This window comes from uncultured Microbacterium sp. (genome assembly GCF_964244775.1).
Lineage (GTDB): Bacteria > Actinomycetota > Actinomycetes > Actinomycetales > Microbacteriaceae > Microbacterium.
This window is the reverse complement of sequence record NZ_CAXTJR010000001.1, coordinates 124,178-138,271: the sequence shown is the minus strand read 5'-3', so window position 1 is coordinate 138,271 and position 14,094 is coordinate 124,178. Positions and strand designations below refer to the sequence as shown.

Below are 14,094 nucleotides of genomic sequence, written 5' to 3'. Positions count from 1 at the left end.
CGACCGTCCGGGGACACTCGTGCGTGCCGGCCGCGGCTAGGGTCGAAGCCATGGCAGCCAGGCGCATCCTCTACATCGGCGGCACCGGCGCGATCAGCACATCGTGCGTCGCACGGTCGCTCTCACGCGGGGACGAGGTGACCGTCTTCAACCGCGGCACCGGGCAGCGCCCGATCCCCGACGGCGCCGAGAGCGTGGTCGGCGACATCCGCGACGCGCAGTCCGTCCGGGATGCTCTGGGCGAACGCGAGTTCGACGCGGTCGCGCAGTTCACCGCCTTCACTCCGAAGCACGTCCTGGCCGACGTCGACCTGTTCGAAGGACGCGTCGGCCAGTACGTGTTCATCAGCTCGGCCTCCGCCTACCAGAAGCCGCCCCAACGGTTGCCGATCACCGAGTCCACGCCGCTCCGCAACCCCTTCTCGCAGTACGCGCGCGACAAGATCGCGTGCGAAGACCTGCTCGTGGGCGCGTACCGGGAGCGCGCACTGCCCATCACGATCGTGCGACCGTCGCACACGTACGATCACACGCTGTTCCCGACCAGAGGCGGGTGGACCGACATCGTGCGGCTGCGGGAAGGACGCCCCGTCGTGATCCACGGCGACGGGACGAGCCTGTGGACCCTCACGCACAGCGACGACTTCGCGGTGGGTTTCGCCGGGCTCCTGGCGAACCCGCTCGCGATCGGCGAGGCGTTCACGATCACGGGCGATCACGTGCCCACCTGGAATCAGATCTACGGCTGGGTCGCCGACGCCGCGGGCGTCGCCTCCCCCGCATTCGTGCACATCGCCTCCGAGACGATCGCCCGGCTCGACCCGGCGCAGAGTGCGAGCCTGATCGGCGACAAGGCGCATTCCGCCGTATTCGACAACTCCAAGATCAAGGCCCTCGTGCCCGAGTTCGGCACGACGATCACCTTCGACGAGGGCGCGCGGCGCCTGATCGAGTACTACGACGCTCGCCCCGACGCGCAGCGGTTCGATCCGGAGCGCGACGCGATCATCGATCGCCTCATCGCTGCCGCAGGGCCGGATGCTGCAGCCGCACGCTTCGCTGAGCTCGAACGCTAGAGCCAGCCCCGGCGTTTGAAGACCGAGTACAGGGTCAGGCTCGTCGCGAGCATGAGGGCGAGCGCCATGGGATAGCCGAACTCCCAGTGCAGCTCGGGCATGTTCTCGAAGTTCATGCCGTAGATCGTGCCGACCAGGGTCGGGGCGAACAGGATTGCGGCCCACCCGGAGACCTTCTTGACCTGATCGTTCTGCTCGAGGCCGAACTCCGTCATCCGCCGCATCTCCTCGTTCTGCGTCTGGGCGACGAGGGTCGAGTGCACCAGGAGCGCGTTCTCGAGGATCGCGCGGAACGCCACGGCCCGCTGCACGGCGAGTTCGGCGTGATCGAGCACGTCGCGAAGACCGCGGCGTAATTCCAGCTCGATCTTGTGCTCGCCATCGCCGCGCAGCGTCTGGATGATCGGCACGAGAGGCCCCACCGCCCGCTGGAACTCGATGACCTCGCGCGAGAGACCGAAGATGCGGCGAGACACGTCAGGGTCGCGATTGAAGAGCTGGTCCTCGATCTCGTCGATGTCGTTCTCGAGCCCGGCGATGACCGGCGCGTAGCCGTCGACCACCTCGTCGAGGATCGCGTACAGGATCGCCTGGGGCCCCAGACGCAGGAGGTCCGGCGACGACTCCATGCGCCTTCGGACCTTGCCCAGATCGGGCGACTCCGCATGGCGGATCGTCACGACGAAATCGGGTCCGACGAAGACATGCACCTCGCCGAACTCGACCTCCTCGACGTCGTCGATGTAGCGCGCCGGGCGCAGCACGACGAAGAGCGTGTCGCCGTAGCGTTCGAGCTTCGCGCGCTGGTGCCCGAGGAGGGTGTCCTCCACCGCGAGGGGATGCAGGGTGAACTCGGTGGCGATCTCGCGCACCTCGCTCTCCGACGGCCGGTACATACCGATCCAGCCGAGCCCGTCGCGCTCGTGCATGGCCTCGAACGTCGCGGTGAGACTCACCGGATCAGGAGTGCGATGTCCGTCCGCGTACACCGCGAGATCGACCAGAGGCATGAGCGACCGCCTTTCAATGGATGCCGCGGAAGCTCGCATCCGCGCTTACTCTAGGTGACGCGGATGGCGTGGCCGCACACCACTCGCTGCCGGGGCGTGTCCTCAGCTATCCAGCTCGCTGACGACCCCCTGCTTCAAGCGCAGCCGCCGGTGGGCCATGCGGGCGACATGGCTGTCGTGGGTGACCACGATGAGAGTGAGCCCCGTCGCGTTCAGTGCCGCGAGCACCGCCATGATCTCGTCGCGCGTGTGCTCGTCGAGGTTGCCGGTGGGCTCGTCGGCCAGGAGCACACGGGGCTTCTTCACGATCGCACGGGCGATCGCGACGCGCTGCTGCTGTCCGCCGGACAGCTCGGTCGGCCGGTGGTCGTGCCGGTCGGCGAGCTGAACCTGCTCCAGAGCCTCTGTGGCCCGCGCACGGCGGTCGGCCGCCGTGAACCCCAGCGGCTCGAGCGCCATCTCGACGTTCTCCAGTGCGGTGAGGGTCGGGATGAGGTTGAACCCCTGGAACACGAATCCGATCTCTTTGGCCCGAAGCCTGCCGAGGTCGCGTGCCGAGGCGTTCGAGAGCTCGGTGGTGCCGAGCGAGATCGTTCCCTCCGTCGGCTTGTCCAGCGCGCCGAGCAGCTGCAGCAGCGTGGACTTGCCGCCTCCGGTCGGGCCCTGGATGGCGACGAAGTCGCCCTCGCGCAGTTCCAGGTCGATCCCGGCGAGCGCATTCACCGTCCGCCCCTTCTGCGTGTAGCGCTTCGTGACACCGGAGAGCCGGTAGATGGGGCCGGCCGTATCCGCGCCGGACGGCGGGGTCGCAGCATCCGTGATGGTGTTCATGTCGTCTCCAGTCGTCTATTTCGGATGCTCGGGTCAGCTGACCGAGCGGAGTGCTTCTGCGGGGCGCAGCCGGGCGGCGCGCCAGCCGCCGAAGGCTCCGGCCACGAGGCCGCCGAGGATCGCCAGACCGATGGCCGCCGCGATCACCCACACGCTGATCGGGGCATGCAGCACGACGTCCGATGCCGTCTGGGCGAAACCTCCGGGACCGCCGCCGCCGAAGCCGCCCGCACCACCGGCGCGTCCCGCGCCCCGGCCGGTGGTCGCGGCGGTGGTCGTAGCTGAGATCGTGGGTGAGCTGATGTTGATGATCCAGATGCCGATCAGGCCGATCACCAGTCCCACCGCTCCTCCGATGACGCCCTGCACCATCGACTCGCCCGCCACCTGGCCGACCACGCGGCCGTCGGACCAGCCGATCGCCTTGAGCGTGCCGAACTCACGAGTGCGTCGCGAGACGCCCGAGATCGTGAAGAGCACCGCGAGCAGTACGGCCACGGCCAGCACGATGATCGAGAGCCACGTGCCGAGGTTCGTGATCAGCGTCGATGCGCTCGAGAGCGAACCCGAGACGCTCGCCGCCAGCTCGGACTCGGAGCTCACAGTCGCGTCGGGCAGGGCGGTCTGCAGAGCGGACTGCACGCTGTCGATCGCGCTCGACGACGACGCCTGCACGTATACGGTCGAGACCACGTCTCCCGCGCCCGAGAGGGTCTGGGCCACATCCAGCGGAAGGTAGACGTTGGCCGCGCTGTCGGCGCTCGTGGACGACGCGACGATCCCGACGATCTGCATCGTCGTCCCGCCGACGTCGATCGTGCCGCCCACCGCCAGGCTGTTGGTCGACGCGTACGTGGCGTCGAGCACCGCGACGTTCTGTCCGTCGTCGTCGGCCGTGAGCGCCCGACCCTCGGACAGCGTCACCGAGGCCAGCGGCCCGATCGCACTGTCGCTGGGGTCGATGCCCAGGACGGTGAACGAATTGAGGTCGAAGCTGCTGCCTCCTGCACCGCCCGGTCCGCCCTGGCGCGGCGTGCCGGCATCCGTGCCGCCCTGCGACCGCGTGGGCACCTGGCCGGAGAAGGTCACGTTCGTGAGGCTGAGGGCTCCGGATGCCGCGCCCACCCCGTCGATCGCGGTGACCGTGTCGACGGTGCTGGTGGGGAGCGTCCCGCGCATGCGTTCGACCCGCAGCCGCGACTGGCTCAGCGTCGTCGTGCCGTCGGCGCTCTGGCCTTCGCCGTCGCGGAAGTCGAACTGCGCGCCGCCGGCCTGCCCAGGGGTGGCCGCCGCGCCGGTCACGGTGAGGTCGGTTCCTACTCCGTACACCGATTCGAGTGCCTGCGCCTGCGCGTCGCGCACGCCGGCGGCAAGCGAATTGACGATGATGACCAGCGCGATCGCGATCGCCAGCCCGACGGCGACGATCGCCGTCTGGCGCTTCCGACCGGCGAGCTCCCGCCAGAGGTATGTCCAGTACATGTGTCCCCTTTCGGCGGCGGAGAGCCGACCTTCGTGGACACGCTAGAGACGGGTTCCGTGCGACGGTCCTGAGCGGCTTATGCGATGCTTATGGACCGAGGCGACGGACTCACAGCCGACGCATAGGCTCTCCCATAGGCGCCGCATAGGTGCGGGGGCACAATTGAGCCATGACCGCGCCCGCCACCGCCTCAGCCCTTCAGCGTCCCGACGGATCGCCTCTGCGGGTGCTCGTCGTCGACGACGAGCAGATGCTGACCGATCTACTGTCGATGGCGCTGCGCATGGAGGGGTGGGAGGTGCGCGCCGCCGCGTCGGGCTTTCAAGCCCTGCAGGCCGCCCGCGACTTCGATCCCGACGCGATGGTGCTCGACATCATGATGCCCGACCTCGACGGCATGGCGGTCCTGCAGCGGCTCCGCCAGTCTGGCAACGACGTGCCCGTGCTGTTCCTGACGGCGAAGGATTCCGTGAGCGACCGTGTCGCCGGGCTCACCGCTGGCGGCGACGACTACGTCACCAAGCCCTTCAGCCTCGAAGAGGTCGTCGCCCGCCTGCGCGGACTCATGCGCCGCGCCGGCACGGCTCTCGCGAGTGACGCCGAGCCCATCCTGCGCGTCGGCGATCTGTCGCTGAACGAGGACAGCCACGAGGTCATCCGGAGCGGCACCGAGCTGGAGCTCACCGCGACCGAATTCGAGCTGCTGCGCTACCTCATGCGCAATCAGCGCAGGGTCGTCTCGAAGGCTCAGATCCTCGATCGGGTCTGGAACTACGACTTCGGCGGCCGTTCGAGCGTCGTCGAGCTGTACATCTCGTACCTGCGCAAGAAGATCGATCAGGGCAACGAGCCGCTCATTCACACGGTGCGCGGCGTCGGCTACATGATCAAGGCGCCCCAGTGAGAGTGGCACCGTGAGGGTGACATCGTGAGGGTGACACAGTGATCGCAGCCTCCACATCGGAGGAAGCACCACGACGCGGGCGAAGGGTTTGGAGTCTGCAGGCGCGCCTCATGCTGGCCGTCATCGGCGTCGTCTCGCTCATCCTCGTGATCGTCGCGCTCGCCACGAGCGCGATCCTCGGCAACGTCCTCCAAGAGAACCTCGACGCCAAGCTGCAGACGACGACGTACCAGCAGGTGTGGCAGTCTCTCGCGCGACCGCAATTCCCGGCATCCGTCGACAGCACGGCCCACAGCGTGCTCGATGAGGGCCGCCAGTCGCCGGGCGTGATGCTCATCGTGCAGTCGCCCGTGGGTGTGCTCGATGGCGCCGTGGTCGAAAACGACGGCACCGTAGCGGCGCTGACGGATGACCAGGTGCAGCAGGCCATCGACGGAGCGGGCGGCGCCATTCTGGCGACGGCGTCCGTCGATGACCACGGGTCATACCGACTGCTGCCCTTCCGCGCCGGTGATTACATCGGCATAGTGGGCCTCCCGCTCACCGAGGTCAACACGACGATCGCGCAGATCCTCTCCACCGTGCTCGCTGTCACCGCGGGCGGCCTCATCGTCCTCGCCCTCGTGATCGCTCTCGTGATCCGCGTGGGCCTGCGGCCACTGCGGGCGGTCGCCGACACCGCGACCCGCGTGGCATCCGTTCCGATGTCGCAGGGAGCCGTGTCGATCGCCGAGCGCGTCCCCGACGAGCAGGCCGACGATCGTACCGAGATCGGACGCGTCGGAGCCGCTCTGAACACACTGCTGGACCACGTCGACGCCTCGCTGGACGAGCGCCAGCTCAACGAGGAGCGGATGCGGCGATTCGTCGCCGACGCGAGTCACGAGCTGCGCACGCCACTCGCCTCGATCCGGGGGTATTCCGAGCTGTCGCTCCGGGATCCCACGCTCAGCGAGACCAGCGAATCGGCATTGGAGCGCATCCAGGCGCAGTCGATCCGCATGACCAGCCTGGTCGAGGACCTGCTTCTGCTGGCCCGGCTCGACGAGGGCCAGGAGCTCGTCTACGGCTCGGTCGACCTCACCAGGCTCGCGATCGAGGCCGTGGACGACGCACGCCCCGCCGGCCTCGACCACAACTGGGTCATCGACGTCGGCGATCAGCCGATCGTGATAGCCGGCGACACAGCGCGGCTGCACCAGGTCGCGGTCAATCTCCTCGCCAACGCCCGCACCCACACCCCGCCAGGCACCACCGTCACGGTGACGCTCGAGCGCGAGGGCACTCACGCCGCCCTGCGCGTGCACGACGACGGCCCCGGCGTCGACCCCGATGTCGCCCCCGAACTGTTCGAGCGGTTCTCGCGCGCCGACCGCTCTCGGGCGCGCAAGACCGGCGGGACGGGCCTGGGACTCTCGATCGCCCGCGCGATCGTCGAGGCCCACCACGGCACCCTCTCGGTGCAGAGCGCGCCGGGTGATACGACGTTCACCGTCACCCTGCCTGCTCGGCCGGCCGACCCGTCCGCTCCTGTCGCTGATGAGCCGACCGTCGACCCCGCCGATGCCGAGGCGGCAGACTGACCGGGCGCGAGCAACCACATCCGCGTCGAGACAACACGCGACGCGCGGTGTCTCGACGGCGATCCGGTTTCTCGTCATCCCTCGCGGATGATCCGCACCGCGAACCGCGCGCCTGCACCGGCTGACGCAGGGGCACTCCGCACCGAGGGTCTGGTGCCGTTCTTCACGCACTGACTTCCGCGGCGGATTCTGCGTCGGCGACCTCGCGCCGGCTCAGGATCGCCGCGGTCAGGAAGCAGGCCGCGCCGGTGAATGTACCGAAGTTGGCCCAGAACAGGCTCACCGGGTCGCCGGTGAGGGGCATCACGTAGGCGCCGACGGCGGAGACCGCGAACAGGATGCAGCCGGCGAGCCCGATCCAGCTGCACCGCCAGGTGCGCGCGTGCGGATCCCACAGGCGGTCGCGCTCGGTCGTCGCGACCACCGCGAACACCCCCGAGACCAGGAACGCGATCGAGCCGAACGCATCGGGTCGCCAGCCGCTCGGGGCATCCGGGTCGGCGTTCAGTGCGGTCACGAGGACCGCGGCGGTGCTGACGTTGAAGAAGAGCGTCCCGAGCGACTGCACGGCCGCAGACCACCAGTCGAGGCGATCGGGGGTGTTCGTGTCGCGTCGTGGCACGCGGCGACCGCTCAGGGCGAGCTGGATGGCACCGCCGAGGGTGAAGAAGATCGAGCCGATGAAGAAGGTGAGCGAATCGATGACCGGCCCTACCGCGGTCGCGTACAACGGCACCGCGCCGAGCATGAACAGCAGCGAGCCGACCCCGAACGCCGAGGCCTCGCGCCGCAGGCGAAGGCGCCGGTCGGCCATCAGTACCCGCTGAACGCGTCGGTGGTCATCGAGCGTGCCCGCTCGAGGGCGGGCGCCAGATCCGCGATGAGTCCGGGCGGCCCGGAGATGTATGCGTGCCGCGCCGAGATGTCGGGGACGACCTTGAGCAGTCCGTCGGCATTCAGGCGCACGCCCTGTGCCCAGACCCAATGCCGGGGCAGGTCTGCCGGGCGATCGCGGGTGAATACGACGACTGGGATGCCGGAGGCCTCCAGCTCCTCGCGGAATGCCAGTTCGGCGGCCGAGGTCGCGACGTAGACGAGCACGATGTCGCGGTCCTCTTGGGCGAGCCTGATGTGGTTCAGCTGCGATACGAACGGCGTGATCCCGATGCCGGCGGCGACCATGAGGAGCGCATGCGCCGACCGCTTGGGCAGCACGAAGTCGCCCCAGATGCCGGTCACGGCCAGCTGGCCGCCGTCGGGCACCTCGGCGAGCGCCCTCTTGTAGCTGCTCTGCGTTTTGGAGGCGGGGGCGCTCTCACGAAACGCGATCCGGAGCATCGGCAGGTCTTCCGGGGCGGACGCGATGCTGAATTCGCGGCGAGTGCCGCGGGCGTCGGGATGCGGGTGGGGCACCTCGAGCTCGAGATACTGACCCGCCACGAAGCGCAGCGGCCGACGCGCGCGGAACGTCAGCTCCTGCACCGTGTCGGTGCGCATCGCGCGCCGGACCAGGACCAGCTCGACCGCGGTGCGCAGGGCGAACGCGAACGCGATGGCGTTGCCGATGAGGAGGGCCCGCTCCTGTCCGAGGCTGATGACGCCCAGATCGATCGGCCAGCCTGCGAGGGCTCCGACCACCACCGCGACTGTGAACTGCTGCCAGCGCCGCGGCGGGAGTGTGAGCGGCTCGGACAGCATGAACGCTCCGAGGAACAGGAACGGCGACGACCAGAGCACCTGCCAGAACAGTGTGAGACCGTCGATGTCCACGCCGGCCGCCTGATATTGGGCGGAGGCGCGCACCAGCGCCACGGCGACCGCGACGACGAGGAAGACGAGGATCACGCGCACCTTCCCGGTGCGCCACAGTACGGCCAGCCCCGCCACGATCACGGGGGCGGCCATCGCGGGCGTTCCCACCCACCACCCCGGGGTGCCGAGCGCGGGCACCCAGATCGCGACGACGGCGAGCACCGCGGCACCCACGGCGGCGGGATTGAAGATGTGCCGCCCCTGCCACGCGAGCACGTACTTCGACAGCGAGGCGACAGCCGCGGCCAGCGCGATCCCGAGCAGCGCGAGCGGCTCGAGCGACGGACGCAGCACGAACAGCAGGATCAAGGCGGTGATCAGCGACGACTCGAGGCGCCAGGGCAGCTTGAGCACGCGCTGGGCACCAGCATCCACCCCCACGCACACCACCGAGAGCACGACGAGCGTGACGACCAGCTCGCGCGGTTCGGGCGAGACCAGCGCGAAGAACGAGAGCACGAAGGCCACGATCGCCAGCGCCGCGAGCGCGAGGTAGACCAGGCGGTACATCGAGACGCGTCCGAGCACCGCGAAGACGCGGTTCCAGAGCGAGGTGAGGGATCCGATCACACGAACAACTCTGCCTTACTCCCGCGCGACCACTCCACGCGCCCGTCCGTCGTCATGCGCACCCACTCGACGCCCCACTCTGCGGCGAGCGCCTCGCCGCCGTCGAAGAACAGAGCGGTCGCGATCGCGTCGGCGCGCATCGCGGTCCCCGCCACCGCCCAGGTCGCGGCGACGGTGTGCACGGGCGCGCCGGTGCGGGCGTCGAGCACGTGGTGCAGGCCATCGCCCCAGGCGCGCCGGTTGACCGCCGAGGCGCAGAGCGCGGCATCCGTCACTTCCCACACCCCGATCGCACGCTTCGGATCGTAGGGATGCTCGAGCCCGACGCGCACGCCCGCTCCGCGCACCGCCAGGTCGCCGCTGGCGTCTACCACGATGTCGTCGTCGACGAACGAGCGGACGATCTCGGCGACGCGGTCGACCAGCCTGCCCTTGCCGAGCGCACCGACGTCTATCGTCGCGGGCTGATCGAGCGTGAGCACGCCGTCCGTCCAGGTGAGGCGGTCACGCCAGTCGGCCGGGGTGGCGAGCGGGCCGCGGTCGATGAACGAGTACGCCGCGTCGTAGCCGCGGCTCTCGAGGGCCGCGCCGATCAGCGGATTGACCGCACCGGCGGTCGCATCCGCGAGCGCCCCGTAGGCCTCGAGCATGTCGACCGCGTCGACGGGAGCGGGCACTGTGCCGGCATCCCGAGCGAGCTGCGACACGAGCGAATCGGGCCGGAAGCGCGACCAGGCTGCATCGAATGCGGCGATCGACGCCCCTATCGCGTTGCGCGCGTCGCTCCCCAGGAGGGTCGAGGTCTCGATCTCCCACCCGGTGCCGATCGCCTCGAACCGCCAGCTCGCGCGAGGCGGCGCAGAAGCCATGGCCATCACGCCGCCGCTTCGGCCTTGATCTGCTCGATCGCCTGGTTGAATCCGCCGCTGGTCAGCGACGAGCCCGCCACGCGGCTGACCGAGATCTCGTCGATGTCCTTGCCGACGACGGCCTCCGAGACCCCGCCGATGAACTGCGACTGGTACTGCTTCGAATCCGCCTTCTGAGGTTCGCCCACGATCTCCACGGCCGTGATGACGTCGTCGGCGAGGGTGACGGTCACGGTGATCGACTCGACGGACTCGGGCGTCACGTACGACCCCTCCGCCGTGTAGCTGCCGTCCTTGTACGTCGAGGAGCTCGCGGCGGGGGCCTCGGTGGCGGCATCGGACGCGGCGCCGGACGCCGCGGCCGACGACTCCGCGGAGGTCGTTGGGGGTGCCGCCGCGCTGGTCGCGGCTCCTCCGGTGGTGGTGGGGGTCGCCGCGCAGCCGGCCAGCGCCAGCATTCCTGCGACTCCTGCGATTGCTGCCCCGGTGCGGACGGGGCGGGGTACTGCGGTGGTGCGGAGCATGATGGTCCTCCTTGTGCGGTGCCCGGATGTCGTGTGGGACGTATGCCCACGCTAACGACACGGATTCGGAGGGCGACCGGTTCAGGCTATGAGGTCGCTATGACCGCAGGAGGGGAGAAGGGGCTAGGCGGCGCCGTCGAACATGCTCGTGACGGAGCCGTCCTCGAAGACCTCATGGATCGCGCGGGCAAGGAGAGGCGCGATCGGCAGGATCGTGAGCGAGCCGAACCGCTTCTCTTCGGGGATGGGGACGGTGTCGGTGACCACGACCTCGTCGATCGCCGGCGACTGGAGCCGGGCTACCGCCGGGTCGCTGAGGATGGCGTGCGTCGCGGCGACGATCACGCGCTCGGCGCCGTTCTTCTTGAGCGCCTCGGCAGCCTTCACGATCGTGCCGCCGGTGTCGATCATGTCGTCGACGAGGAGGCACACGCGGCCGTCGACGTGGCCGACGATCTCGTTCACGGTGACCTGATTGGCCACGTTCGGGTCGCGACGCTTGTGGATGATCGCCAACGGCGCACCCAGGCTGTCGGACCACTGGTCGGCCACCCGCACGCGCCCGGTATCCGGCGAGACGACGGTGAGCCTGTCACGATCGGCGGGCGACAGGGTGCGCCGGAAGTACTCCAGCAGCACCGGCTTGGCGAACAGGTGGTCGACGGGCCCGTCGAAGAAGCCCTGGATCTGCGCGGCGTGCAGGTCGACGCTCATGACGCGGTCGGCGCCGGCGGTCTTGAGCAGATCGGCGACGAGTCGGGCGCTGATGGGCTCACGGCCGCGGCTCTTCTTGTCTTGGCGGGAGTACGGGTAGTACGGCGCGACGACCGTGATGCGCTTGGCCGACGCGCGCTTGGCGGCGTCGAGCATGATCAGGGTCTCCATGAGCCACTCGTTCACGGGCGGCCCGAAGCTCTGGATCAGGAAGAAGTCGCAGCCGCGGATCGAGACCTCGAACCGGGTCAGGATCTCGCCCGACGCGAACGTGCGGTACTCGGTCGGCACGAGCTGGGTGCCGAGCGATGCGGCGACATCGGCCGAGAGCGTGGGATGTGATCGGCCCGATGCGACCACGAGTCGCTTCTTGGTCTTGGCTACGAGCCCCGGGGCGACGTCGTGCTCGCGGTCGAGTTCAACCGTCTTCCTCTTGCGCGCCATCGTCTGCCTTCTGTGCCGACTGAGACTTCGTCGCGGCTGCTGCCGCATCGGTGCCCGGTCTGTTCGCCTGTACCCACCCCTCGACGTTGCGCTGAGGGGCCACGCTCAGGGCCAGGGCGCCGGCAGGCACATCCTTGCGGATCACTGCACCGGCCCCGGTCTTCGCGCCTTCTCCGATCCTAACGGGCGCCACGAAGACGTTGTGCGAGCCCGAGTGCACGTGGTCGCCGATCTCGGTGCGGTGCTTGGCGAGGTCGTCGTAGTTCGCGGTGATGGCGCCGGCTCCGAGGTTGACCCCGACACCGATCGTCGTGTCGCCGATGTACGACAGGTGCGGGACCTTGCTGCCGTCGCCGATCGTGGAGTTCTTAGTCTCCACGAACGTGCCGATCTTGCCCTTTGCCCCGAGGTACGTCCCGGGTCGCAGGTAGGCGAACGGGCCCACCGTGGCGGATGCGCCGATCACGGCGAGCGTCGCGTCCGTGCGCGTGACGATCGCGTCCTCGCCGACCTCGCAGTCGACCAGGCTCGTGTCGGGGCCGATCATGGCGCCCTCGGCGACGCTCGTGGAACGCAGGATGTGCGTGTTGGGGAGCACCGTCACATCGGGCGCGAGCGAGGCGGTCACATCGATCCACGTGGTCGCCGGGTCGAGGATCGTCGCGCCCTCCCGCTGCCACCGGCGCACGGTGCGCGCGTTCAGCAGCCGCGCCGCCTCGGCCAGCTGCACCCGGTCGTTCACACCGAGGGCGGATGCGGCATCCCCCGCAGCGGTTGCGGTGACCCCCAGTCGCGAGTCGCGGAGCAGCCCGACGACGTCGGTGAGGTACTTCTCGCCCTGGGCGTTCGCGGTGCCCACCAGCGCCAGGTGGGTGCGGAGCGTTGCGGAGCGGAACACGTACACGCCCGCGTTGATCTCGGTGCCGGCCGCCTCGGCATCGGTCGCATCCTTCTGCTCGACGATCCGGTGCACCTCCCCCGCGGCGTCGCGGATCACGCGGCCGTACCCGGTCGCGTCGTCCAGGTGCGCGCTGAGCAGCGTGACCGCGGCGGCGCTCTCCCGGTGCGCGCGGACGAGGCCGGCGAGCGTGTCGGCATCCAGGAGCGGTACGTCACCGCTCAGGACCAGCACATCGCCGTCGAAGTCGGGCAGGGCCGCGAGAGCGACCTCCACGGCACGACCGGTGCCAGGCACCTCGTCCTGGTCGACCACCTGCGCCTCGGGCGCGACGTCGCTCACGGCGCCGGCGACGAGGTCGCGCTCGTGCCGGACGACCACGACGACGCGCGCCGGCGCGAGAATGCGGGAGGTCTCGAGCACGTGACCGAGCAGCGACCGGCCCCCGATCCGGTGCAGCACCTTGGGCGTCCGGGATCTCATGCGCGTGCCCTCGCCCGCGGCCAGGACGATCACCGCCAGGCCCGCATCGGTGGGGGTTCTCACGTCGTGTTCGGTGTTGTCTGGCATGCTCCGCCGCCAGGATTCGAACCTGGACTTAACAGCTCCAAAGGCTGTCGTGCTGCCGTTACACCACGGCGGATCGCGCCATCGGCGCGTCCACAAGTCTGCCAGACCTCTCCGGGAGCGCCGGCGGCGACGCCCCCGCCCGTCGACGCGGCGGCGCGCCGCCGCCGAGACATCATTTCGAGGCCGAGACATCACGCCGCGCGTGGTGTCTCGGCCTCGAAGTGATGTCTCGGGTCAGCGGGCATGGCAATGACGAAGGGCGGGATGCTGCCGGCGGTCGATAATGGACGGATGCCGCACGACACCGACGAAGTGGACCGCATCGTCGGCGCCTGGATTACTCAGCGCCCCGACCTGGACTTCTCGCCCCTCGAGGTGCTCTCCCGCGTCGACCGGCTCTCGCGCCACCTCGACCGAGCGCGCAAGGACGCGTTCCGCCGTAGCGACCTGGAGTCGTGGGAGTGGGACGTGCTGTCGGCGCTCCGCCGCGCGGGCGAGCCGTTCCAGCTCAGCCCGAAGCAGCTGCTGCAGCAGACCCTCGTCTCCAGCGGCACCATGACCAACCGGATCGACCGGCTCTACGAGCGCGGGCTCGTGCGGCGCGAAGCAGACCCCGACGACGGGCGCAGCATCCTGGTCACGCTCACGACCGACGGCAGGACACGGGTGGATGCGGCGATCACGCGCCTCGTCGATGCCGAGGCCGTGCTGCTCGGCGAGCTCTCGCGGTCAGACCGCGATCGGCTGGCCGGGCTGCTGCGCAAGCTCAGCATCGGGTTCGACCTGTAGCGCCACCGGTCGCTGAA

General features: G+C 69.5%; 13 protein-coding genes and 1 tRNA gene. 4 read left to right on the top strand and 10 right to left on the bottom strand.

What is annotated here, in order from left to right:
• Positions 1-50 precede the first annotated feature (50 nt).
• Positions 51-1,076, top strand: coding sequence for an SDR family oxidoreductase (locus ACFE6Z_RS00635; protein WP_375383766.1), 1,026 nt, complete (start codon positions 51-53; stop codon positions 1,074-1,076).
• Here the strand turns inward: ACFE6Z_RS00635 and ACFE6Z_RS00630 are convergent.
• The 3 genes from ACFE6Z_RS00630 to ACFE6Z_RS00620 form a co-directional block, all read right to left on the bottom strand.
• Entirely contained in the window at positions 1,073-2,086 is a 1,014-nt protein-coding gene (locus ACFE6Z_RS00630; RefSeq protein WP_375383765.1) for a magnesium and cobalt transport protein CorA, read from the bottom strand. The genes ACFE6Z_RS00635 and ACFE6Z_RS00630 overlap by 4 nt on opposite strands.
• 102 nt (positions 2,087-2,188) lie before the next feature.
• Positions 2,189-2,917, bottom strand: a complete 729-nt coding sequence (locus ACFE6Z_RS00625) for an ABC transporter ATP-binding protein (protein ID WP_375383764.1) — start codon at positions 2,915-2,917, stop codon at positions 2,189-2,191.
• 33 nt (positions 2,918-2,950) lie between these two features.
• Positions 2,951-4,399 (bottom strand): ABC transporter permease, encoded by a 1,449-nt coding sequence (locus ACFE6Z_RS00620; RefSeq protein ID WP_375383763.1) that lies wholly within the window; start codon positions 4,397-4,399, stop codon positions 2,951-2,953.
• Between the two features lie 170 nt (positions 4,400-4,569).
• On the opposite strand from ACFE6Z_RS00620, the gene ACFE6Z_RS00615 reads away from it, so the two are divergent.
• Positions 4,570-5,304, top strand: a complete 735-nt coding sequence (locus tag ACFE6Z_RS00615; protein ID WP_375383762.1) for a response regulator transcription factor — start codon at positions 4,570-4,572, stop codon at positions 5,302-5,304.
• Between the two features lie 110 nt (positions 5,305-5,414).
• The gene (locus ACFE6Z_RS00610) at positions 5,415-6,887 is read left to right on the top strand and encodes a sensor histidine kinase (protein ID WP_375383761.1); all 1,473 of its coding nucleotides are present in this window, start codon (positions 5,415-5,417) and stop codon (positions 6,885-6,887) included.
• A gap of 163 nt (positions 6,888-7,050) precedes the next feature.
• Here the strand turns inward: ACFE6Z_RS00610 and ACFE6Z_RS00605 are convergent, their stop codons facing one another.
• The 7 genes from ACFE6Z_RS00605 to ACFE6Z_RS00575 form a co-directional block, all read right to left on the bottom strand.
• Positions 7,051-7,701, bottom strand: a complete 651-nt coding sequence (locus tag ACFE6Z_RS00605; RefSeq protein ID WP_375383760.1) for a hypothetical protein — start codon at positions 7,699-7,701, stop codon at positions 7,051-7,053.
• The gene (locus ACFE6Z_RS00600; protein ID WP_375383759.1) at positions 7,701-9,269 is read right to left on the bottom strand and encodes an FAD-dependent oxidoreductase; all 1,569 of its coding nucleotides are present in this window, start codon (positions 9,267-9,269) and stop codon (positions 7,701-7,703) included. The genes ACFE6Z_RS00605 and ACFE6Z_RS00600 overlap by 1 nt, the downstream gene beginning before the upstream one ends.
• Positions 9,266-10,144: an FAD:protein FMN transferase gene (locus ACFE6Z_RS00595; RefSeq protein WP_375383758.1), complete on the bottom strand. Its 879-nt coding sequence runs from the start codon at positions 10,142-10,144 to the stop codon at positions 9,266-9,268. The genes ACFE6Z_RS00600 and ACFE6Z_RS00595 overlap by 4 nt, the downstream gene beginning before the upstream one ends.
• Positions 10,144-10,662 (bottom strand): hypothetical protein, encoded by a 519-nt coding sequence (locus ACFE6Z_RS00590; RefSeq protein ID WP_375383757.1) that lies wholly within the window; start codon positions 10,660-10,662, stop codon positions 10,144-10,146. Before ACFE6Z_RS00590 ends, ACFE6Z_RS00595 begins: the two co-directional genes overlap by 1 nt.
• Before the next feature lie 123 nt (positions 10,663-10,785).
• Positions 10,786-11,820: a ribose-phosphate diphosphokinase gene (locus tag ACFE6Z_RS00585; RefSeq protein ID WP_375383756.1), complete on the bottom strand. Its 1,035-nt coding sequence runs from the start codon at positions 11,818-11,820 to the stop codon at positions 10,786-10,788.
• Positions 11,795-13,288, bottom strand: a complete 1,494-nt coding sequence (gene glmU / locus ACFE6Z_RS00580; RefSeq protein ID WP_375383755.1) for a bifunctional UDP-N-acetylglucosamine diphosphorylase/glucosamine-1-phosphate N-acetyltransferase GlmU — start codon at positions 13,286-13,288, stop codon at positions 11,795-11,797. The genes ACFE6Z_RS00585 and glmU overlap by 26 nt, the downstream gene beginning before the upstream one ends.
• Position 13,289: 1 nt before the next feature.
• Positions 13,290-13,361, bottom strand: a tRNA-Gln gene (locus ACFE6Z_RS00575).
• Positions 13,362-13,579: 218 nt separating this feature from the next.
• Here ACFE6Z_RS00575 and ACFE6Z_RS00570 point away from each other — a divergent pair.
• Positions 13,580-14,077 (top strand): MarR family winged helix-turn-helix transcriptional regulator, encoded by a 498-nt coding sequence (locus tag ACFE6Z_RS00570; protein ID WP_375384615.1) that lies wholly within the window; start codon positions 13,580-13,582, stop codon positions 14,075-14,077.
• Positions 14,078-14,094: the final 17 nt, after the last annotated feature.

Bases quoted from the DNA above. Each gene is read 5' to 3' on its own strand.
- ACFE6Z_RS00635 (WP_375383766.1), top strand. From the start codon at position 51: ATGGCAGCCAGGCGCATCCTCTACATCGGCGGCACCGGCGCGATCAGC.
- ACFE6Z_RS00630 (WP_375383765.1), bottom strand. From the start codon at position 2,086: ATGCCTCTGGTCGATCTCGCGGTGTACGCGGACGGACATCGCACTCCT.
- ACFE6Z_RS00625 (WP_375383764.1), bottom strand. From the start codon at position 2,917: ATGAACACCATCACGGATGCTGCGACCCCGCCGTCCGGCGCGGATACG.
- ACFE6Z_RS00620 (WP_375383763.1), bottom strand. From the start codon at position 4,399: ATGTACTGGACATACCTCTGGCGGGAGCTCGCCGGTCGGAAGCGCCAG.
- ACFE6Z_RS00615 (WP_375383762.1), top strand. From the start codon at position 4,570: ATGACCGCGCCCGCCACCGCCTCAGCCCTTCAGCGTCCCGACGGATCG.
- ACFE6Z_RS00610 (WP_375383761.1), top strand. From the start codon at position 5,415: ATGCTGGCCGTCATCGGCGTCGTCTCGCTCATCCTCGTGATCGTCGCG.
- ACFE6Z_RS00605 (WP_375383760.1), bottom strand. From the start codon at position 7,701: ATGGCCGACCGGCGCCTTCGCCTGCGGCGCGAGGCCTCGGCGTTCGGG.
- ACFE6Z_RS00595 (WP_375383758.1), bottom strand. From the start codon at position 10,144: ATGGCCATGGCTTCTGCGCCGCCTCGCGCGAGCTGGCGGTTCGAGGCG.
- ACFE6Z_RS00590 (WP_375383757.1), bottom strand. From the start codon at position 10,662: ATGCTCCGCACCACCGCAGTACCCCGCCCCGTCCGCACCGGGGCAGCA.
- ACFE6Z_RS00585 (WP_375383756.1), bottom strand. From the start codon at position 11,820: ATGGCGCGCAAGAGGAAGACGGTTGAACTCGACCGCGAGCACGACGTC.
- glmU (WP_375383755.1), bottom strand. From the start codon at position 13,288: ATGCCAGACAACACCGAACACGACGTGAGAACCCCCACCGATGCGGGC.
- ACFE6Z_RS00570 (WP_375384615.1), top strand. From the start codon at position 13,580: ATGCCGCACGACACCGACGAAGTGGACCGCATCGTCGGCGCCTGGATT.